This is a genomic window from Neorhizobium sp. T25_27, from assembly GCF_002968565.1.
Lineage (GTDB): Bacteria > Pseudomonadota > Alphaproteobacteria > Rhizobiales > Rhizobiaceae > Neorhizobium > Neorhizobium tomejilense.
Genome location: NZ_PVBJ01000001.1, coordinates 930,427 through 949,044, shown reverse-complemented (window position 1 = coordinate 949,044; position 18,618 = coordinate 930,427). Strand labels below are relative to the sequence as shown.

Genomic DNA, 18,618 nt, shown 5'->3' with positions numbered 1-18,618 from the left:
ATGCCCAAGGAACTTGGCGTCGGCATCATGGGATGCGGCAATATTTCCACGACCTACTTCAAGCTGTCGCCGCTCTTCAAAGGCCTGAAGGTTCTCGCCTGCGCGGATCTCAACGCGCAGGCAGCCCAAATGCGCGCCGAGGAATACGGCGTCAAGGCACAGTCGATCGAGCAGATGCTCGCCAATGACGAGCTCGACGTGATCGTCAACCTGACCATCCCGGCGGCGCATTTCGCGGTCTCGAAAGCAATTCTCGAAGCCGGCAAGCACGTCTACTCGGAAAAGCCCCTCGTGATCACGCTGGAGGAGGGCAAGGCGCTGCAGGCGCTCGCCAACGAGAAGGGCTTGTCGGTGGGTTGCGCGCCGGACACCTTCCTCGGCGGCGCGCACCAGCTCGCGCGCAAATATATCGATGAGGGCGGTGTGGGGCGCATCACGTCCGGCACCTGCCACGTGATGAGCCCGGGCATGGAAATGTGGCATCCCAATCCCGGCTTCTTCTTTCTCGAAGGCGGCGGACCGATCCTCGATCTCGGGCCTTATTACATCGCCAACCTCATCAATTTCCTCGGTCCGGTGAAACGGGTTGCGGCACTGACGTCGATGGCAAACCCGACGCGCCTCGTCACCAGCGAACCGCTGAAGGGTCAGGTGATCCCGGTCGAGACGCCGACCAACATCCACGCGCTGCTTGAATTCGTAAACGGCGCGACGATCACGCTCTCGGCAAGCTGGGATGTCTGGTCGCACCGCCACGCCAACATGGAGCTCTACGGCACCGAAGGATCGATCTTCGTGCCCGACCCGAACTTCTTCGGCGGCACTGTCGAGGCGAGCGGCCGCAACAAGGATATCCAGCCGCTGAAACCCTGGGATCACCCGTTCGGCATCGACAACCAGGAACATCCGCAGGGGCCGCGCGCCAACTATCGCACGGCCGGTCTTGCGGACATGGCGATAGCGCTGATTGAGGGTCGCGATGCCCGCTGCTCGCTGGAGCGCACGCTCCACGGCGTCGACGTCATGACCTCGATCCTGAAGTCCGGCGAGGAAGGGCGGTTCATCGAGCTTTCGACCACCTGCACCCAGCCGGCGGCGCTCGGCATCGACGAGGCGCTGGCGCTTCTGCGCTGATGGGCTATGAATGCGGCGCGCACCGCCTGAGACACCGGCGCGCCGCATTTCATTCGGAGGATTTCGATCATGACCTGGCAACCCGCGTCCAACCGCTACGAAACCATGAAGTACAACCGCTGCGGCCGTTCGGGACTGAAGCTCCCGGCGATCTCGCTTGGCCTCTGGCACAATTTCGGCGACGACACACCGCATGAACGCAAGGTCGCGATTGCCCGCCGGGCCTTCGACCTCGGCATCACCCATTTCGATCTCGCCAACAACTATGGCCCGCTGCCCGGCAGCGCCGAGACCGCCTTTGGCCAAATCCTGCGCGAGGATTTCAAGGGATATCGCGACGAGCTGATCATCTCGTCGAAGGCCGGCTACAACATGTGGCCGGGTCCCTATGGCGAATGGGGCAGCCGCAAATACCTGATCTCCTCTTGCGACCAGAGCCTGAAGCGGATGGGCCTCGACTATGTCGACATCTTCTATTCACACCGCTTCGACCCGGATACGCCGCTCGAAGAGACCTGCGGCGCGCTCGACCATATCGTCCGTTCGGGCAGGGCGCTCTACGTCGGCATCTCGTCCTACAATTCGAAGCGCACCCAGGAAGCAACGGCGATCCTGAAGGAACTCGGCACGCCTGTTCTCATCCACCAGCCGAGCTATTCGATGATCAACCGCTGGGTCGAGGAAGATGGCCTGCTCGATACGCTGGAAGATCTCGGCATCGGCTCGATTGTCTTTTCGCCGCTGGCGCAAGGCATGCTGACCTCGAAATATCTCGGCGGCATTCCGGAAGACAGCCGCGCCGCGCAGGGCAAGTCGCTGCGGCCGGCCTTCCTGAACGACCGAAACATCGCCAACCTCAAGGCGCTCAACGCAATCGCCGAAAAGCGCGGCCAGACGCTGGCGCAGATGGCGCTCGCATGGGTTCTGCGCGGCGGCCGCGTGACCACGGCGCTGATCGGTGCCAGCCGTCCGGAACAGGTCGAGGATTGCGTCAGGTCGCTCGACAATCTGGAGTTCACGGCGGCCGAACTCGCCGAGATCGATACCTATGCCAAGGATGCCGACATCAACCTCTGGGCCAAGTCGGCCGAACGAGCAGGGCCGGCGCGGTAAGGCAAAGGCGGCTTCGAGCTGCCCCTCATCCCCCTGCCGGGACCTTCTCCCCGTCTCGACGGGGAGAAGGGAGATGTGGCGCGGCCGGCGCTCCGAAGCCCTTCTCCCCGCAAGCGGGGAGAAGGTGGCGGCAGCCGGATGAGGGGCAAGGACTCAGTTTTTATTTTGGGAGGAGAACATGATCCACAACCCCATCCTGCCGGGCTTCAATCCCGATCCGTCCATCTGCCGCGTCGGTGAGGACTATTATATCGCCACCTCGACCTTCGAATGGTACCCGGGTGTGCAGATCCATCATTCGCGCGACCTGGTGAACTGGACGCTGGTGCGTCGGCCACTGGAGCGGGCAAGCCAGCTCGACATGCGCGGCAATCCCGACAGCTGCGGCATCTGGGCGCCGTGCCTCTCCTATTCCGACGGGCTGTTCTTCCTGGTCTACACCGACGTCAAACGCTTCGACGGCAACTTCAAGGACGCGCATAACTACATCGTGACTTCGCCGACGATCGAGGGCGAATGGTCCGATCCGATCTATGTCAATTCCTCCGGGTTCGATCCCTCGCTCTTCCATGACGACGACGGACGCAAGTGGTTCCTCAACATGCAATGGAACCACCGCACGGAGAGTTATGGCGGCGCGCCGAAACATCCGGCCTTCGACGGAATCCTGCTGCAGGAGTGGGATTTCGAGACGAGGGCGCTCAAGGGCCCGATCAGGAACATCTTTGCCGGCAGCTCGCTCGGCCTGGTCGAAGGACCGCATGTGTTCAAGCGCAACGGCTGGTATTACCTGACGACTGCCGAGGGCGGTACGGGTTACGACCATGCCGTTACGATGGCGCGCGCGCGTTCGATCGACGGGCCGTACGAAATGCATCCGCAGACGCACCTCATCACCTCGAAGGACCATCCGAAAGCCGTTCTGCAACGGGCAGGCCATGGCCAATACGTCGAAACGCCGGAAGGCGAAGCGTACCATACCCATCTCTGTGGCCGGCCGCTGGCGCCGCAACGCCGCTGCACGCTCGGCCGCGAAACCGCGATCCAGAAATGCATCTGGGAGGACGATTGGCTCTATCTCGCCCAGGGCGGCGTCGTGCCGGATGTCGACGTGCCGGCACCGGGCGATGTCACACGTATCGAGCAGCCTGCCCGCATCGAGCGCTCGTTCGACAACAACGTCCTGCCGCCGGAATTCCAGTGGCTGCGCACGCCTCATCCGGAACGGCTGTTCAGCATCACCGAGCGTCCCGGTCACCTGCGCCTTTTCGGCCGTGAGAGCATCGGTTCCTGGTTCGAACAATCGCTGGTCGCCCGCCGTCAGGAGCATCATTCCTTCCGCGCCGAGACGGTGGTCGATTTCTCACCCGAGACTTATCAGCAGGTCGCGGGCCTGACGCACTATTACAATCGCCACAAGTTCCATTCGCTGGTGGTGACGCTGCATGAAAAGCTCGGCCGCGTGGTGACGATCTTCTCCTGCCCGGGTGATTTTCCGCATGGGCGCATGAGCTTTCCGGCAGGGAGCGGCGTTTCCGTCGCCGAGGGGCCGGTGCATCTCGCGATGGAGATCCGTGACAACGACCTGCAGTTCCTCTGGCGCGCCGGCGGCTCCAACGAGTGGCAGGAGCTTGGCCCGGTGCTCGACGCCGGCGTCATCTCGGACGAGGGCGGCCGTGGCGAACACGGCTCCTTCACCGGCGCATTTGTTGGCCTCTTCGCCTTCGACACCTCGGGTAGGGCGAAGACTGCGGATTTCGACTATTTCGTTTATGAGGCGCTAAAACAGTAAAGTCTAAATATAAAGAAATTAGCGGAACACATTAATTTCATTACGAAAATGTAATGCACCAATTCAGATAGGGTTCATCATTCGGGTCCTAGTTTCCGGGCGTGCTCAACACGAGGAGACATCCGATGAAAAAGTTCTTTGCAATCCTTCTTTCCGCAACCGTGCTTACCGCTCCGCTTGCCGCCCAGGCGCAGGATCGTCATTCCGGTCCGGATCGGACCAGGACCGTGACCCGCACGGTGACGGTTCAGAAGAAGGTCGTGGTGGTGAAGCCGCGTTGGTCCAAGGGGCATCGCATGACGGCTGCCGAACGCCGCCGCATGGCGGAAATCCGCGATTACCGCCGTTACCGCCTGTCGGCTCCGCCGCGCGGTTATCGCTGGGTCAAGGTCGACAACGATTTCCTGCTGGTCGGCGTCGCAAGCGGCGTGATTTCGAGTTTCATCGCGGCTCGCTGAGAAAAATCGGCCTGCGGGGGTATTTTGCCTTCCCGCCCGCAGGCCTCACACATTCGCCGCTATGCGACCGGCGATCACGCTTTCGGTGGCTGGTCTCAGGTCCTTTGGGACAGGCATTCCTTCATCGAGCGGGCAAGTCCGCGCATCAGCTCGAAATAAAGGCCGGAACCGGATTTCAGCGTCGCTGCTTCCGGATCGAGTGTCCCTGAGCGGGCAGGCGTGCCTTCGGTCACGACCGCCACCAGCTTCGGCTCGAACTGCGGTTCGGCGAAGACGCAGGTGGCGCCCAGTTCCTTCACCTTCTTCTGGATCTGGTCGACGCGTTCTGCACCGGGCATGTTCTCCGGGCTGACGGTGATCGAACCGGCGACGCTCACCCCATAACGATGCTCGAAATATTGATAGGCATCGTGGAAGACGATGAAAGGCTTGTCCTTGACCGGCGCGACCGTCGCCTTGATTTCGGTATCGAGCGCGTCGATATCCTTCATCAGCCTGGCGCCGTTTGCCTGATAGGCCGCAGCATTCGCCGGGTCGGCACTGACCAGCGTCTTTTCGATTTCTGCCGCCATCGCCTTGGCATTCATCGCATCGAGCCAGAGATGCGTATCGAAGCCGCCGTGGTCGTGATGGTCATCGTCGTGGTCGGCATGGTCGTCGGCGGGCTTCGCATGGTCGTCATGCCCCGCTTCTTCCCCTTCATGCTCGTCGTCATGGGCCTCGAAGGCGCCGCTCTCGCGGAATGGCAGTTTTTGCAGTCCAGGTGCATCCTCCAGCTCGATCACCGTTGCCGAACTCGCCAGAGCGTCCAGCGGCTTTTCGAGGAAGGCCTCGATGCCGGGACCGATCCAGAAGATCACGTCGGCGCCTTCGATGGCTGCTGCATTGGAGGGCTTCAGTGCGAAAGTGTGCGGCGAAGCGGCGCCATCGACGATCAGTTTCGGCTCGCCGACGCCCTTCATGATCGAGGCGACGAGCGAATGGATCGGCTTGATCGAAACCACCACGTCCCGGGCCGCAACGCCGGGGCCGGCACCGATGGAGAACACCGCGGCGGAGAGGAGGGAAATCGAAGCCGGCTTCATGCTGTGTCCTTGCATTGTGGCGTAATGTTATTACATCAATTGCGTTATGCTATAACGTGTGTCATAGCCATTGACAACAGGGAATTCGGAAAAACATGCTGATGTCCAATCGGGCTCGCGCCCCCAAAATCGAAAGCCAATTGGTATCGCTTGCCAATGCCGGCATTCGCCGGGATGGCCGATGGCTGGTGCGGGGCGTCGATTTCTCGATCCGCCGCGGCGAGGTGGTGACGCTGATTGGCCCGAATGGTGCCGGCAAGTCGACGACCGCAAAGCTTGCCATCGGTGTGCTGCGCCCGGACGAAGGATCGGTCGCAAGATTATCCGGCCTGCGCGTGGGCTATGTCCCGCAGAAACTGTCGATCGACTGGACCATGCCGCTTTCCGTGCGCCGGCTGATGCGGCTGACCGGCCCGCTTAATGACGCCGATCTTCTGGCGGCGCTGGCGTCGACCGGCATTTCCCATCTCATCGATGCCGAGGTCCGGTACCTCTCCGGCGGCGAATTCCAGCGGGCGCTGTTGGCCCGGGCGATCGCCCGCAAGCCGGACCTGATGGTGCTCGACGAGCCGGTGCAGGGTGTCGACTTTGCCGGCGAGAGTGCGCTTTACGACCTGATCCGCTCGATCCGCAATTCCACCGGCTGTGGCATCCTGATGATCTCGCACGACCTGCATATGGTGATGGCCGGCACCGACACCGTCATCTGCCTCAACGGCCACGTCTGCTGCCGCGGCACGCCGGAAGTGGTGAGCCAGAGCGCCGATTACCTGAAACTCTTCGGCAATTCTCGTTCGCTGGCGGTCTACAACCATCATCACGATCACACCCATCTGCCGGACGGCCGGGTCATGCATGGCGACGGTTCGGTGACCGATCACTGCCATCCCGATGACGGGCATCATCATCACGATGGGCATGATCACGACCATTCTCACCATGACCATCATGGCGGCCGCCATCACGGCGATCATGCCGAGGCGAAGGGAAAGGGCCGTGCTTGACGACTTCTTCACCCGCGCGCTCGTCGCCGGCATCGGCGTCGCATTGACGGCCGGGCCGCTCGGCTGTTTCGTCGTCTGGCGGCGGATGGCCTATTTCGGCGATACGATGGCCCATTCGGCGCTGCTCGGCGTAGCGCTGTCGCTGTTCTTCGAGATCAACCTGCTGGTCGCCGTCTTCGGCGTCGCGGTCGTCGTGTCGCTGCTGCTTCTGGCGCTGCAGCGGCGCCAGTCGCTGTCGGCGGATGCGCTGCTCGGCATTCTCTCCCATTCGGCGTTGGCGATCGGCCTCGTGCTCGTCGCCTTCATGACCTGGGTCAGGATCGACCTCATCGCCTTCCTGTTCGGCGATATCCTCGCCGTGACGCGCACCGATATCGCGCTGATCTGGGGCGGCGGCGTGCTGGTGCTGGCGGCGCTCGCCTGGCTCTGGCGGCCGCTGATCGCGTCCACGGTCAGCGAGGATGTGGCCGAAGCCGAGGGCATGAAGCCGGCGCAGACGCGGCTGCTCTTCATGCTTCTGATGGCGCTCGTCATCGCCATCGCCATGAAGATCGTCGGTATCATGCTGATCACCGCGCTTCTGATCATCCCTGCGGCGACGGCCCGGCGGTTTTCCGCAAGCCCTGAGCTGATGGCGGTGCTCGCCTCGCTGATCGGCGCGCTGGCCGTGGTCGGCGGCCTGTTCGGCTCGCTGCACTACGATACGCCGTCCGGCCCTTCCATTGTGGTCGCGGCGCTCTTACTTTTCATTTTAAGCCTGCTTCCCGCAGCGGGTAAAAACACGGCCGAGAAGGCCGGCAACCAAGGAGTGCGATGATGAACGCACCAGTTTCGACACCGACATCCGCTCCGGCGCTGACCAAGAACCAGTCGCTCGTCTTCGACGTTCTCGACCGGTCCGATGCGCCGATGAGCGCCTATACGATCCTCGATCGGCTGCGTGACCATGGTTTTCGTGCGCCTCTGCAGGTCTACCGGGCGCTCGACAAGCTCCTCGAATTCGGCATGGTGCATCGGCTGGAAAGCCTCAACGCCTTCGTCGCCTGCGCCCATCCGGAAAGCGAATGCTGCGGCAAGGGGCATGGCCACGGGCACGGCACGGTCGCGTTTGCGATCTGCGAGAGCTGCGGCCACGTCTCGGAGTTTCACGACCACGAGGTCGATCACCGCCTCGGCGCCTGGGCCAAGGCCAAGAACTTCAAGCCTGCCAAGACGACGATTGAAATCCGCGGGCTTTGCGGCGCCTGCGCGGCCTAGAGAAGCCGGAGATCGCGCGCAAAGCGCTTCCAGTTGGCGACATAACGGACAGCCGACTGTTTCAGCTTCTCGACCGCTTCGTCGTCCAGCACCCGCATCACTTTCGCTGGCGAGCCCACGATCAGCGAGTTGTCGGGAAATTCCTTGCCCTCGGTGACCAGGGCATTGGCACCGACCAGTGAATTCCGGCCGATCTTCGCGCCATTCAGGATCGTCGCGCCCATGCCGATCAACGAATTGTCGCCGATCACGCAGCCATGGATGATCGCATGGTGGCCGATCGTGCAGTTTTCGCCGATCGTTACCGGATAGCGCGGATCGGTGTGGATCATCACGCCTTCCTGGATGTTCGAACCCTTGCCGACGACGATCGGTTCGTTGTCGCCGCGAAGCACCGAACCGAACCAGATGCCGACATCCTCGCAGAGCTCGACCTTGCCGATGATGGTCGCATCCGGCGCCAGCCAGAAACGGTCGGGGCCGGGCGTTTTCGGTTCGAATTCTCCGAGTGCATAGATCGGCATGGTTTCCTCCCTGTCGCGGTTTCGTCAGACGACCGTCAGCGACAGCGCTCCGACGCCATCGATGCCGCAGGTGACCTTGTCGCCGCGCACCACAGCGCCAACGCCGGCCGGCGTGCCCGTCATGATCACGTCACCGGGGGCGAGGACGAACAGTTTCGACAGTTCGGCGATGATCTCCGGCAGTTTCCAGATCAGCTGATTGAGGTCGCCGGACTGTTTTCGCGCGCCGTTGACGTCAAGCCAGACGCTGCCCGCCGAGGGATGGCCGATTTTTTCGGCCGGGACGAGGGCCGAGACGGGCGCCGACTTCTCGAAGGCCTTGGCGGCCTCCCACGGACGGCTCATCTTCTTGGCGACATCCTGCAGGTCGCGGCGGGTGAAGTCGATGCCGACCGCGTAGCCATAGACCTTGGACAGCGCGTCCTCGACCGAAATATCGGCGCCGCCGCCCGAGAGCGCCACGACCAGTTCCACTTCGTGATGGACGTTGGAGGAGAGCGGCGGGTAGGGGAAGGTCTCGCCGTTATAGATGTTGTCGGCATTCTTCTGGAAAAAGAACGGCGGCTCGCGGGTCGGATCGCCCCCCATTTCGATCGCGTGGTCGGCATAGTTGCGGCCGACGCAATAGACCCGGCGAACCGGAAAGCGCTCCGCCACTCCCTCGACCGGCAGAAGAACGGTTTCGGGCATCGGGATCACGGTCGCAAACATGGAAAATATCCTGGAAAACTGTGGGCACGGGGGCGATGGAGACGGCGCCCTTTGTCTCCCAATTCGTCGGTTAATCCTAGCACTTTTTCAAGACCGCAGGAAAAGCTTGCGCCCTTCGGGCAACGATCCCGGGCGCCAGAGAGTAGACACTCCGACGATTGCCGGGGGCTCCGATCGAAGCGCCGTTGTGCGGACTTCATGTCTGGCTCGCTTCTCGCGCATAACGCGTCGGTGGCAATCCGACAACGCGGGTGAATGCGACGCTGAACGCGCTGGCGGAACTGTATCCGACACGTTCGGCAATCTCCTTCATGCCGCCGTCGCCACGCCGCAGAAGGTTCTTCGCCAGAGCCATGCGCCACGAAAGCAGGTACTCCATCGGGGTGACGCCCATGGCGCGGCGGAATCGAACGAAGAAGGCGGAGCGGGAGAGGGCGGCTTCCTGGGCCAGTTGCTCCACCGTCCAGTCCTGGGTCGGATCTTCGTGCATCCGACGGATCGCGACCGCCAGCCGTCCATCGGCCAGCCCGCGCAGAAGCCCGGGCGGCGCTGCGGTGCCTGCCGTGGACCGGAGCGCCTCGATAAGCAGAACTTCCAACAGGCGCGCCAGGATCATGTCCCGCGCAGGCCGCTGTTCGCGAGCCTCGTCGCGTACCAGCTTTACAAGGGTCGCAAGCCGTCTCTCGCCGCGAACGTGCACGAGTTGCGGCAGGAGCGTCACCAGCAGGGCAGCGTCCGGCGACCCGAAGACAAAACGGCCGACCATCAACCGGACATCGGGCGGCCCATCCGGATTTCCATGTCTTATTTCATCCGCCAACCTGGTGACGGTCAACGGATCCACGCCCTCCGACGGCATCGGTTCCAGGTTCGACATGCTGAAGCCATAGGCCGACGGGATCAGAACGAAGTCGCCCTCCCGCAGGTCGATCGGTTCCTGTCCGTCGACGGTCAGGCGGGACGAACCTTCGAGGATCACGCAGTAGAAGGGCTGTCCCGATTCCAGGCGCTGAACACACCAGGCGCCGGCGCCACTGACGAGTTTCGTCGAGGGGACGCTGGGTTGGAGCAATGTGACCACTTCGGCGAATGGATCGACCGTTTCAGGACTCTCGCGAATGACAACCGGACTTCTGATTGTAGCCAGTCCAACCTCCGCGGTCTAGGTTTCAGGTGCTGCAAAACACATGAAGGAGCCGCCATGAAAACCGTTCTCATCACCGGTTGCTCGTCCGGATTCGGTCTGGAGATCGCCAGGTATTTCCTCGACCGCAATTGGAAGGTTATCGCGACGATGCGTTCGCCGCGCGAGAATATTCTGCCTTCCTCCGAGCACCTCCAGATACTCGCCCTCGACGTCACCGATCCCGAAAGCATTCGCCAAGCCATCGATGCCGCCGGACCAATCGACGTGCTGGTCAACAATGCAGGCATCGGCTGGCTGAATGCCCTTGAAGGCACATCGATGGATATCGTCCGCGAGATCTTCGAGACGAACACTCTCGGGACGATGGCCGTGACACAGGCCGTCCTGCCTCAATTCCGGCAACGGAGAACCGGCGTCGTGGTCAATGTGGCGTCGAGCGTGACGTTGAAGCCGCTTCCTCTGCTTTCCGTCTATACGGCAAGCAAGGCTGCGGTGGATGCTTTCAGCGAGGTGCTGGCGCTGGAACTCCAGCAGTTCGACGTGCGGGTGCGCCTGGTACAGCCGGGAAGGGCGCCCGACACCCGTTTCGGAGATAACGCGCGGTCCCGCATGCAGGCTCATGGTGGCTTCCCGCAAGCGTATGCCGGTCTGGTGCAGAGGGTGTTCGCCGGTTGGGAGCAGGAGCAGTCGGCTGTCACCCGGCCGCTCGACGTGGCCGAGGCAGTCTGGCTTGCGGCAACCGATCCATCGTCGCCGGCTCGCATTCCTGCCGGCGCCGACGCCGTGGCACTGGCCGGCTGACGTCGGTTGGCCGACACTGCGCCAGCTATCTTTCAAGCGCCACGAACTGGCTTGCCGCGGGGGCCCCTCCGCGACAAGTCGACCTATGGTCAAGGTTGCACTTATGGCAGCAGATCCGCCAGGCTGTAAAACGCCGCCGATATCGCGGCAGTTGCCGGCATCGTCACGATCCAGGCGATCACGATGTTGCCGGCGAGACCCCAGCGTACCGCCGAAACCCGCCTTGCGGCGCCGACGCCGACGATCGCTCCTGTGATCGTGTGGGTCGTCGAGACGGGAATGCCGAGCCAGGTCGCTCCGAACAAGGTCAACGCTCCGCCCGTCTCGGCGCAGAAGCCTTGCATCGGGTTGAGCCTGGTGATCTTCGAGCCCATGGTATGGACGATCCGCCATCCGCCGAAGAGCGTGCCGAGAGCCATGGCGGACTGGCAGGAGATCACCACCCAGAAGGGCACGTAGAAGGTCGAGCCGAGATATCCCTGGCTGAACAGAAGCACCGCGATGATACCCATCGTTTTCTGCGCGTCATTGCCGCCGTGGCCGAGGGAATAAAGCGAGGCGGAGATAAACTGCATCACGCGGAATGTCCGGTCCACCGCGAACGGCGTTTGCCGGACGAACAGCCAGGAAACCAGGAGCACGAGCACCAGGGCAAGCAGGAAGCCGATGGCCGGCGAGAGGAAAATCGCACCTACCGTCTTCCCGAGACCGCTCCAGACAATCGAACTGAAGCCGACCTTTGCCAGGCCGGCGCCCACCAGCCCGCCGACGAGCGCATGCGAGGAACTGGACGGAATTCCGAAAATCCAGGTGAGAATATTCCAGATGATTGCCCCCATGAGGGCGGCGAAAATCACCTGGGGTGAAACGATCCCCGGATCGATGATGCCTGTGCCCAGCGTTTCCGCCACGTGCAGGCCGAAGAAAAGGAAGGCGATGAAATTGAAGAACGCCGCCCAGGCGACCGCATATTGCGGCCGCAGGACGCGGGTCGAGACGATCGTCGCGATGGAATTGGCCGCATCATGAAGACCGTTCAGGAAGTCGAAGAACAGAGCGAGCGCGATCAACCCGAACAGAAGTGGCAAGGCGAGAGAGATATCCATCAAACGTTCTCGATAACGATGCCGCTGATCTCGTTGGCGACATCCTCGAAACGGTCGACGACCTTTTCCAGTTCGCCGTAGATCTCGCTGCCGATCATGTAGGCCATCGCGTCGCCGCTCGCCCCGTGACGCCGGTACAGGTCTTTCAGGCCCTGGTCATGAAGGTCGTCCGATCGGCCCTCCACGCGGGTAATCTCCTCGGCGATCGCTGCAAGGCGGTGAGCATTGGAGCCAACCTTGTTGAGGAGGGGGATTGCTTCCGAAATGAGGTCCGCCGCCTTGACGATTTCGCCACCCATCTGCTGCATCAGCGGATCGAAGCCGGACTGCTCGAACAGCCGGATCGTCTTGACCGTTTTATGCATCATGTCGATCGCGTCATCCATCGACTGGATGAGGTCCTTGATGTCTCCGCGGTCGAAGGGCGTGATGAAGCTCCGCCGGACGGCGAGAAGAACCTCCCGCGTGATGTCGTCGGCCTCGTTCTCCAATGCGACGATCAGCTCGCAGTTCTTCTCGATCTCGTTGCCCTTGAGGAGCTGGTCAAGCGCGTGGGCTGCTGCAACGACAGCTTTCGAGTGCTGAGAAAACATTTCAAAGAAACTGTCTTCACGCGGCATCAGCTTCCGAAAAATACTCATCATACCGTGCGACCTCCCATGCGGCTGACTGTCATAAATGTGTCATAAACATGCTCGGGCAATTGAAGCAACACGCAAAATCGACAGTTTGATCCGCATGAAATCCACAAAAAAGCGCAGCAAGCTGCGACCGGACAGGTCCCAGACGCTGCTCAAGCAACTTGCGGCAGTTCCGGGAAGGCTATTCGCCGGCGCGTTTCGCCAACAATATGGCGCCTTGTGCTTTCGATATCGGGAGTACGGCCCTCAGGTTGAAATCCTGGTGATCACCTCGCGCGAGGCCGGGCGGTGGGTCATCCCGAAAGGCTGGCCGATGAAGGGAAAAAAGCCGTTCGAGGCCGCGACCACCGAAGCCTGGGAAGAAGCAGGCGTGAGCGGTACGGTGAAGAAGAAGCCGGTCGGCCGCTATACCTACCTGAAAGAACTCGACAACGGCGATGTGGTCCCTTGTATCGTCGACGTGTTCCAGATCGAAGTCACGGAGGTCACGGGTGGCTTCAAGGAAAAGGGGCAGCGTATGCTCGAATGGGTCAGCCCTGATGAAGCGGCACGACGCGTTCGCGAGATCGAACTCAAGTCGCTGCTCGTCGAATTTGAGCCGCAGGGTCGCAAGAAGCGCAATCGCGGCTAATTCTGAACCTGATCGCCGGCGCTTTGGTAGGTGGTCCTGCTCTGCAGCAGCTCACCTTGCCGTTCCAGAACCGGATAGGCCGTGGCTGCGACGAGGTGCGAATTGATCTGCTTGAAATCCCGCAACAGGTCCAGGTGGAGAGAGCTGGTTTCGGCCGTATCGAAATCCCCCTCGCGCAGCCGCTGGAAATGAGCGTTGGTTCCGTCGCGCTCCGCCCGCCGGAAGACGATTTTTTCGTCGGCGAGCATGCGTGCGACGCGCTCGTCCTGCGACATGAAAAGCGCAGCGGCGGTGCGCAGATTGGTCGAGAGGCGGTCCAGCAGACCGCTGAGCTCATGCTGCCCTTCCTTCGAAAAGGTCATGCCTCGGCGCAGTCTTTTGACAAGGTGGGGAAGCACGTTTTGGTCGACGACGTCGCCCGCGTGTTCCAGGCCGGTCGAGAACAGCAGAATCTCGTCGAGGCGTCTCCGGTCGACATCGCTGAGTTCTTCCGGGTCGATGGACGTGAGGTATCGTTTGACCGCCGTATTCAGGCGGTCGAGGACGTTGTCCTTCCGCCGCAGTTCCGCCAGGGCGCGGCGATCGGTGCTCGTCAGGGCAGCCTTCGTCCCCGCCAGCATTTCCTCCAGCACATCGACCAGCCGCAGGACTTCCCGCGCCGCTCCCTGCAGCGCGACGACCGGCGTTTCCTTGGCGGACGGATCGAGATATCGCGGATGGCCGGGATCGCTCTCGTCTATCCGCCGCGGCAGCAGCCTGACGAGGACGTTTGCGAAGGGCGAGAGGAACGGCATGAAGACGACCGCGACCACGAGATTGAATGCCGTGTGGAAATTCGCGACCAACCGGGCACCATCGCCCTCGATCTGGATCATCAGTGCCGTAATCGGGGAGAGAAGCGCAAACGCTGCCAGAACGCCGAGGATCCTGGTAACCAGATTGCCGATCGGAAGCCGTCTGGCCGCAAGATCCTTCCCGGACTGCCCCTCGACAACCGGGTTGATCGCCGTTCCCAGGTTGGCGCCGAGGGTCAGTGCGAAGGCCTGGTAGGGATCGATCAGCCCCTGGCTCGCAAGTGACATGACGAGCAGGACCACCGCGACGCTGGAATGGGCCGCCCATGTCAGTGCGGCCGCGAGCAGAAGGCTGAGGAGTGGCATGGTCGAAATGGCTGAAAGAACCGCACCGAAGGCCGGTGTATCGGCATATTCCGTCAGCACATCGAGCAGTTGATGCAGGGCGAGCAGCATGAAGCCGAGCCCGATAAACACCCGACCGAGGTCATGGACCTGCGGATTTTGCGTACGGCGGAACATCAGGACGCCGAGCAATACGAGAGCCGGCGAGGCGGCGGCCACGTCGAAGGACAGGACTTGCACGATGAGCGTGCTGCCGACATTGGCACCCAGCATGACGGCAAGCGCCGGGACAAGATCGACCAGGCCGTCGGCCGCGAACCCCGATGCCATCAGTCCGGTCGCAGTGCTGCTCTGGAGAATCGCCGTGACGCCCAATCCGGAAAAAAACGCCTTTATCCGATTATTCAGCGCGCGGCCGAGAAAAGACCTGAGATTGGGGCCGAAAGCGCGCTGGATGCCCGTCTGCACCATCCGCGTCCCCCATAGAAGGAGGGCTATGTGTCCGGCAATGGTGATGATTGCAATGATGAAGGGCATGGCATTTCCATAAGTAATCAGCCGGATGGAGAATCGCACCGGCAGCGCAAGATGTTAGCCAGCTAACATAGTTGCCGGGATCTATTGCTTTTTCAAGGCTGAGGTCTGACCGGTAGGTATTGGGGGGCTACCATCCGGCATTGCCCGGAAGGCGGGAGATTTTTTTGAGACGAGAGGATGTCGGATTGGCAAAGTCTGGTTCGTCCTTAGAGTCGTCCATTCCATATTTTAAAAGGATCACGACCATGCCGAACACCATACGCCTGCATCGCGTTCTGGCAACCAGCCCGGAAAAGATCTATCGCGCGTTCATCGAGGCTGACGCGCTTGCCAAATGGCTTCCGCCCAACGGCTTTTTGTGCACCGTGCATCACCTGGAACCAACGGTCGGCGGCAAGTTCAGAATGTCCTTCCGGAACTTCACGACCGGCAACAGCCATGCCTTCGGCGGCGAATTTGTTGAGCTCGTCCCAGGCGAACTTGTCCGCTACACGGACAAGTTCGATGATCCCAACCTGCCGGGCGAAATGGAAGTCACGGTGACGTTGAAGAAGGTTTCGGTCGGTACCGAGGTGAATATAACGCAGGCAGGAGTGCCGGACCTCATCCCGCCCGAAGCCTGCTATCTCGGCTGGCAGGAGTCGCTGCGAAACCTGGCAAGGGTGGTCGAGCCTGAGATCAACGAATAACCTATCATGACGGCGCAAGCCGTGGGACCGGATCGCGTTGGTGACTTTCGCGATCCGGCACGGGAAGCAGTTGCCTGCGGGAACTATCGCGGGCCTCTTTTGTTGACATTCCGAAAGAGAAGGAAGTCATGCAGCAGCCAACGACAGAATCCGTTACCGACCGGCAGCCTCCCGTGCCGTCGCGATCCAATCCGGTCCCCCCGGCCTCCGAAGCGCAGTCAGATCGTCTGCCGGACGAGGAGCACAGTCCCAATCCGCACCAGAACGACACGAAGCCGAAATATACGCCCCAGGATCTCGTCAAGAACTATGGCCTGAGCGCACAGGAAGCGCAGCGCCTCATCGACCGGTTCGGACCGTCCGTAGCGGAGCTTGATTTCATTCTGGCCGGGAAGGGGCGTCCCAGGAGGCATCGCCGGCAGGATATCGAACGCTCGGCCGAAGAAATCGCCTTTGGATGAACGCGGCTGGCAACATTCTTCAGGAGAAATCCCGTCTGGATTTGAGCCCGATGCCCGGCGTCGGCTGATCTCCGAGGAAACGGATCATGACGCTTTTCGGTTATCACGCCTCCCATGAACAGTTTTCACCAAGCGAGCTTATCGGGCATGTCCAGGCTACAGAGGCCGCGGGCTTTGGCGCGGTGATGTCCTCCGATCATCTGACCCCATGGAGCGAACGGCAGGGGCAGTCGGGTTTTGCCTGGGCGTGGCTGGGGGCGGCGCTCCAGGCGACACGGTCGATCCCGTTCGGAATCATCACCATTCCCATGGGCTGGCGCTACCACCCGGTCATCACGGCGCAGGCAGCCGCGACGATCGCCGAAATGTTTCCCGGAAGGCTGCCGTGGATTGCGGTCGGCAGCGGGCAGGCCATGAACGAACATGTCACCGGCGAACGCTGGCCATCGAAGCGGGAACGGAACGAACGGCTGCAGGCGGCGGTCGAGATCATCCGCGATCTGTGGTCGGGCAAGCTGGTCAGCCGGGAGCAGCCGATCAGGGTGGACGAGGCGCGTGTCTATACCCTTTCCGAAAAGCCGCCCCGCCTCGTTGCCGGCGCCTTGTCGCCCGAGACGGCGCAATGGGCCGGAAGCTGGGCCGACGCGTTGATCACCATCAACCAGCCAAGGGACAACCTTCGCAAGATCGTCGACGGTTTTCGGCGCGGCGGCGGCGAGGGCAAACCGCTTTACCTGCAGACCCATGTGTCCATCGCGGGTTCCGATGAGGAGGCGAGGGCAAACGCGTTCGACCAGTGGCGGAGCAATGCAATGACGGCGGCGGTCTCTGAAACGCTGCGCCTGCCCGAGGAATTCGACCAGGCGTGCGCCAAGGTGCGGCCGGAAGACATGGATCAGCACGTGCGGATTTCGGCCGACCCCCGCCGGCACATCGAATGGCTGGAAGCCGACGCCGCAATGGGCTTTGCGGAAATCTACGTCCACAATGTCGGACGCAACCAGCGCGAATTCATCGATCGTTTCGGACGCGAGGTTTTGCCTCACGTGAAGGCGGATAAACGCCACCGGAACGGGCGGTGACGGGTTGGCGTCGTCGCGTCCGGCGATGGGCCTCTGGCCGGAGTTAGGGCCGATGCCGAACTAAGTTCCGGCGCCATGGAACTACGATGGCTGACCCAAGTTACAAGTGCTCAATCCAACCATCCCATTCACAATGACCTCAAGACCGAAAAAGACGCCGCGTCTAGGCTTTCCAAGTGGCCCAGCCGGCGGATGGGGATCGGCTAGGTCCGTGGGTGAGGTGCTCATCCGGGAACACGTTCCGGTGTCCGGGCCTTCTCTTCTGGCGCATCAGAACAAGCCGGCCGGCTTGTCTCAGGCAAAGCCGGCGGCGGACGGTTCATTCGGATCCCAGTCGGGAAGCGTTCTCCCGCTCCCGCACTTCCTTCAGAAGCTTTTCGCGAGGCTTGCCGGAGAGCTTGCGACGCGTCCTTTCGACGGTCTCGTCGTCAACCTCGACCGGTCGCCCGCTGTCATCCGGCAGGCCGTCGGCGGTCTGGCCTATCGGCGCGTTCTTCGGCCTGTCATTCAGGCCCTCGGTCTGTTTTTCAGTGCTCATTTCAGCCTCCTTGGACCTTTCCAACAATCGACGGCCGGTTTTGTGCCCTGACATGGCCCCTCCGGAGACCGAAAAGGAGTTTTTCTGCTGGTCCTGGAACAACCCGAGGAATGCGTTGTTCGCGCTGATGCGAAAGGAGAATTGCATGAACAAGATCATTCTAGTGACTGCCATGGCAATGGTTACGACGTCGGCATTCGCCCAGTCCGCGGCGGAAAAATCGGGCGTCAATTCGCTTGCGGGCATCCCTCCGAAGACCCAGGATTTCGTGACCGAAGTTGCAACGAGCGACATGTTCGAGATCGAATCCAGCAAGCTGGCTGCAGAACGGGCCGACGCGGCGACGAAGACGTTCGCACAGCAGATGATCCAGGATCATCAAAAGACGACGACGGAACTGAAACAGCTCGTCGATAGCGGCAAGGTGAAAGTCAAATTGCCGACGGCGATGACCGACGCGCAAAAGAAGTCCATCGCCAAGCTCAAGGGCTTAAATGGCGCAGAGTTCACGAAGCAATATCATTCGGACCAGGAAGACGCCCATGAAGATGCCGTCGACCTGTTCAAGCGATATGGCAAGGAAGGTGAAAACGCCGACCTGAAGGCGTGGGCGGCAAAGACGGTCCCTGCGCTCGAACATCATCTGAAGATGGCCGAGGATTTGAACAAGTAATCGCCATTGCACGGGCTTGCGTCGACGGCTGTGGCTTATGCGGCGGCCGTCGAGGCCTGTGCGCAAACGAAGATAGTGGGGAAAGACCGGAGCCA

General features: G+C 61.6%; 21 protein-coding genes. 13 read left to right on the top strand and 8 right to left on the bottom strand.

Annotated features, from left to right (window positions below):
* From C5J24_RS04765 to C5J24_RS04750, 4 genes are all read left to right on the top strand, one after another.
* Positions 1–1,134, top strand: coding sequence for a Gfo/Idh/MocA family protein (locus C5J24_RS04765; RefSeq protein WP_105416652.1), 1,134 nt, complete (start codon positions 1–3; stop codon positions 1,132–1,134).
* A 69-nt stretch (positions 1,135–1,203) separates the two neighbouring features.
* Entirely contained in the window at positions 1,204–2,247 is a 1,044-nt protein-coding gene (mgrA, locus tag C5J24_RS04760) for an L-glyceraldehyde 3-phosphate reductase (protein ID WP_105415969.1), read from the top strand.
* A 178-nt stretch (positions 2,248–2,425) separates the two neighbouring features.
* The gene (locus C5J24_RS04755; RefSeq protein ID WP_105415967.1) at positions 2,426–4,039 is read left to right on the top strand and encodes a glycoside hydrolase family 43 protein; all 1,614 of its coding nucleotides are present in this window, start codon (positions 2,426–2,428) and stop codon (positions 4,037–4,039) included.
* A 125-nt stretch (positions 4,040–4,164) separates the two neighbouring features.
* Positions 4,165–4,497: an RcnB family protein gene (locus C5J24_RS04750; RefSeq protein ID WP_046636284.1), complete on the top strand. Its 333-nt coding sequence runs from the start codon at positions 4,165–4,167 to the stop codon at positions 4,495–4,497.
* Between the two features lie 95 nt (positions 4,498–4,592).
* Here the strand turns inward: C5J24_RS04750 and C5J24_RS04745 are convergent, their stop codons facing one another.
* Positions 4,593–5,582 (bottom strand): zinc ABC transporter substrate-binding protein, encoded by a 990-nt coding sequence (locus tag C5J24_RS04745; protein WP_105415965.1) that lies wholly within the window; start codon positions 5,580–5,582, stop codon positions 4,593–4,595.
* Positions 5,583–5,677: 95 nt separating this feature from the next.
* Here C5J24_RS04745 and C5J24_RS04740 point away from each other — a divergent pair, with 95 nt between their 5' ends.
* The 3 genes from C5J24_RS04740 to C5J24_RS04730 are packed head-to-tail and all read left to right on the top strand — an operon-like array spanning position 5,678 to position 7,843.
* Positions 5,678–6,586, top strand: coding sequence for a metal ABC transporter ATP-binding protein (locus C5J24_RS04740; RefSeq protein ID WP_105415963.1), 909 nt, complete (start codon positions 5,678–5,680; stop codon positions 6,584–6,586).
* Positions 6,579–7,403: a zinc ABC transporter permease subunit ZnuB gene (znuB, locus tag C5J24_RS04735; protein ID WP_105416650.1), complete on the top strand. Its 825-nt coding sequence runs from the start codon at positions 6,579–6,581 to the stop codon at positions 7,401–7,403. The genes C5J24_RS04740 and znuB overlap by 8 nt, the downstream gene beginning before the upstream one ends.
* A complete protein-coding gene (locus C5J24_RS04730) occupies positions 7,403–7,843 on the top strand; it encodes a Fur family transcriptional regulator (RefSeq protein ID WP_046667152.1) in 441 nt (146 codons plus the stop codon). The genes znuB and C5J24_RS04730 overlap by 1 nt, the downstream gene beginning before the upstream one ends.
* Here C5J24_RS04730 and C5J24_RS04725 read toward each other — a convergent pair.
* The 3 genes from C5J24_RS04725 to C5J24_RS04715 all read right to left on the bottom strand — a co-directional run bounded on the left by C5J24_RS04725 (position 7,840) and on the right by C5J24_RS04715 (position 10,150).
* Complete coding sequence (locus C5J24_RS04725; protein ID WP_105415961.1) at positions 7,840–8,367, bottom strand: gamma carbonic anhydrase family protein; 528 nt, start codon at positions 8,365–8,367, stop codon at positions 7,840–7,842. The genes C5J24_RS04730 and C5J24_RS04725 overlap by 4 nt on opposite strands.
* Positions 8,368–8,391: 24 nt before the next feature.
* Positions 8,392–9,078 (bottom strand): fumarylacetoacetate hydrolase family protein, encoded by a 687-nt coding sequence (locus C5J24_RS04720; protein WP_105415959.1) that lies wholly within the window; start codon positions 9,076–9,078, stop codon positions 8,392–8,394.
* A gap of 196 nt (positions 9,079–9,274) precedes the next feature.
* The gene (locus C5J24_RS04715) at positions 9,275–10,150 is read right to left on the bottom strand and encodes an AraC family transcriptional regulator (protein WP_245446512.1); all 876 of its coding nucleotides are present in this window, start codon (positions 10,148–10,150) and stop codon (positions 9,275–9,277) included.
* A gap of 129 nt (positions 10,151–10,279) precedes the next feature.
* Between C5J24_RS04715 and C5J24_RS04710 the strand changes: the two genes are divergently transcribed.
* On the top strand, positions 10,280–11,026 hold the full coding sequence (locus C5J24_RS04710; protein ID WP_105415955.1) for an SDR family oxidoreductase: 747 nt from the start codon (positions 10,280–10,282) through the stop codon (positions 11,024–11,026).
* 101 nt (positions 11,027–11,127) lie between these two features.
* Here the strand turns inward: C5J24_RS04710 and C5J24_RS04705 are convergent, their stop codons facing one another.
* Together C5J24_RS04705 and C5J24_RS04700 are read right to left on the bottom strand one after the other, a co-directional pair.
* Positions 11,128–12,132, bottom strand: a complete 1,005-nt coding sequence (locus tag C5J24_RS04705) for an inorganic phosphate transporter (protein ID WP_105415953.1) — start codon at positions 12,130–12,132, stop codon at positions 11,128–11,130.
* Positions 12,132–12,776: a DUF47 domain-containing protein gene (locus C5J24_RS04700; RefSeq protein ID WP_105403532.1), complete on the bottom strand. Its 645-nt coding sequence runs from the start codon at positions 12,774–12,776 to the stop codon at positions 12,132–12,134. The genes C5J24_RS04705 and C5J24_RS04700 overlap by 1 nt, the downstream gene beginning before the upstream one ends.
* 94 nt (positions 12,777–12,870) lie before the next feature.
* Here C5J24_RS04700 and C5J24_RS04695 point away from each other — a divergent pair, with 94 nt between their 5' ends.
* Complete coding sequence (locus C5J24_RS04695; RefSeq protein WP_105416648.1) at positions 12,871–13,404, top strand: NUDIX hydrolase; 534 nt, start codon at positions 12,871–12,873, stop codon at positions 13,402–13,404.
* On the opposite strand, the gene C5J24_RS04690 is transcribed toward C5J24_RS04695, so the two are convergent.
* Entirely contained in the window at positions 13,401–15,080 is a 1,680-nt protein-coding gene (locus C5J24_RS04690; protein ID WP_105415951.1) for a Na/Pi cotransporter family protein, read from the bottom strand. The two genes, C5J24_RS04695 and C5J24_RS04690, sit on opposite strands and share 4 nt — an antisense overlap.
* Before the next feature lie 245 nt (positions 15,081–15,325).
* Between C5J24_RS04690 and C5J24_RS04685 the strand changes: the two genes are divergently transcribed.
* The 3 genes from C5J24_RS04685 (at position 15,326) to C5J24_RS04675 (ending at position 17,312) form a co-directional block, all read left to right on the top strand.
* Entirely contained in the window at positions 15,326–15,769 is a 444-nt protein-coding gene (locus C5J24_RS04685; RefSeq protein ID WP_105415949.1) for an SRPBCC family protein, read from the top strand.
* Positions 15,770–15,897: 128 nt separating this feature from the next.
* Complete coding sequence (locus tag C5J24_RS04680) at positions 15,898–16,230, top strand: hypothetical protein (protein ID WP_105415947.1); 333 nt, start codon at positions 15,898–15,900, stop codon at positions 16,228–16,230.
* A gap of 86 nt (positions 16,231–16,316) precedes the next feature.
* Positions 16,317–17,312, top strand: coding sequence for a TIGR03885 family FMN-dependent LLM class oxidoreductase (locus tag C5J24_RS04675; protein ID WP_105415945.1), 996 nt, complete (start codon positions 16,317–16,319; stop codon positions 17,310–17,312).
* A 319-nt stretch (positions 17,313–17,631) separates the two neighbouring features.
* Here C5J24_RS04675 and C5J24_RS04670 read toward each other — a convergent pair whose 3' ends face one another.
* The gene (locus C5J24_RS04670) at positions 17,632–17,850 is read right to left on the bottom strand and encodes a hypothetical protein (protein ID WP_105403602.1); all 219 of its coding nucleotides are present in this window, start codon (positions 17,848–17,850) and stop codon (positions 17,632–17,634) included.
* 145 nt (positions 17,851–17,995) lie between these two features.
* Here C5J24_RS04670 and C5J24_RS04665 point away from each other — a divergent pair, with 145 nt between their 5' ends.
* Positions 17,996–18,523 (top strand): DUF4142 domain-containing protein, encoded by a 528-nt coding sequence (locus C5J24_RS04665; RefSeq protein WP_105415943.1) that lies wholly within the window; start codon positions 17,996–17,998, stop codon positions 18,521–18,523.
* The last annotated feature ends 95 nt before the right edge of the window (positions 18,524–18,618 follow it).

What these genes read in the sequence shown, in the direction of transcription:
- C5J24_RS04690 (WP_105415951.1), bottom strand. Translation starts at nt 15,080, where the DNA reads ATGCCCTTCATCATTGCAATCATCACCATTGCCGGACACATAGCCCTC.
- C5J24_RS04700 (WP_105403532.1), bottom strand. Translation starts at nt 12,776, where the DNA reads ATGATGAGTATTTTTCGGAAGCTGATGCCGCGTGAAGACAGTTTCTTT.
- C5J24_RS04670 (WP_105403602.1), bottom strand. Translation starts at nt 17,850, where the DNA reads ATGAGCACTGAAAAACAGACCGAGGGCCTGAATGACAGGCCGAAGAAC.
- C5J24_RS04755 (WP_105415967.1), top strand. Translation starts at nt 2,426, where the DNA reads ATGATCCACAACCCCATCCTGCCGGGCTTCAATCCCGATCCGTCCATC.
- mgrA (WP_105415969.1), top strand. Translation starts at nt 1,204, where the DNA reads ATGACCTGGCAACCCGCGTCCAACCGCTACGAAACCATGAAGTACAAC.
- C5J24_RS04745 (WP_105415965.1), bottom strand. Translation starts at nt 5,582, where the DNA reads ATGAAGCCGGCTTCGATTTCCCTCCTCTCCGCCGCGGTGTTCTCCATC.
- C5J24_RS04720 (WP_105415959.1), bottom strand. Translation starts at nt 9,078, where the DNA reads ATGTTTGCGACCGTGATCCCGATGCCCGAAACCGTTCTTCTGCCGGTC.
- C5J24_RS04695 (WP_105416648.1), top strand. Translation starts at nt 12,871, where the DNA reads ATGAAATCCACAAAAAAGCGCAGCAAGCTGCGACCGGACAGGTCCCAG.
- C5J24_RS04680 (WP_105415947.1), top strand. Translation starts at nt 15,898, where the DNA reads ATGCAGCAGCCAACGACAGAATCCGTTACCGACCGGCAGCCTCCCGTG.
- C5J24_RS04730 (WP_046667152.1), top strand. Translation starts at nt 7,403, where the DNA reads ATGAACGCACCAGTTTCGACACCGACATCCGCTCCGGCGCTGACCAAG.
- C5J24_RS04705 (WP_105415953.1), bottom strand. Translation starts at nt 12,132, where the DNA reads ATGGATATCTCTCTCGCCTTGCCACTTCTGTTCGGGTTGATCGCGCTC.
- C5J24_RS04750 (WP_046636284.1), top strand. Translation starts at nt 4,165, where the DNA reads ATGAAAAAGTTCTTTGCAATCCTTCTTTCCGCAACCGTGCTTACCGCT.
- C5J24_RS04765 (WP_105416652.1), top strand. Translation starts at nt 1, where the DNA reads ATGCCCAAGGAACTTGGCGTCGGCATCATGGGATGCGGCAATATTTCC.
- C5J24_RS04740 (WP_105415963.1), top strand. Translation starts at nt 5,678, where the DNA reads ATGCTGATGTCCAATCGGGCTCGCGCCCCCAAAATCGAAAGCCAATTG.
- C5J24_RS04675 (WP_105415945.1), top strand. Translation starts at nt 16,317, where the DNA reads ATGACGCTTTTCGGTTATCACGCCTCCCATGAACAGTTTTCACCAAGC.
- C5J24_RS04725 (WP_105415961.1), bottom strand. Translation starts at nt 8,367, where the DNA reads ATGCCGATCTATGCACTCGGAGAATTCGAACCGAAAACGCCCGGCCCC.
- C5J24_RS04710 (WP_105415955.1), top strand. Translation starts at nt 10,280, where the DNA reads ATGAAAACCGTTCTCATCACCGGTTGCTCGTCCGGATTCGGTCTGGAG.
- C5J24_RS04685 (WP_105415949.1), top strand. Translation starts at nt 15,326, where the DNA reads ATGCCGAACACCATACGCCTGCATCGCGTTCTGGCAACCAGCCCGGAA.
- C5J24_RS04665 (WP_105415943.1), top strand. Translation starts at nt 17,996, where the DNA reads ATGAACAAGATCATTCTAGTGACTGCCATGGCAATGGTTACGACGTCG.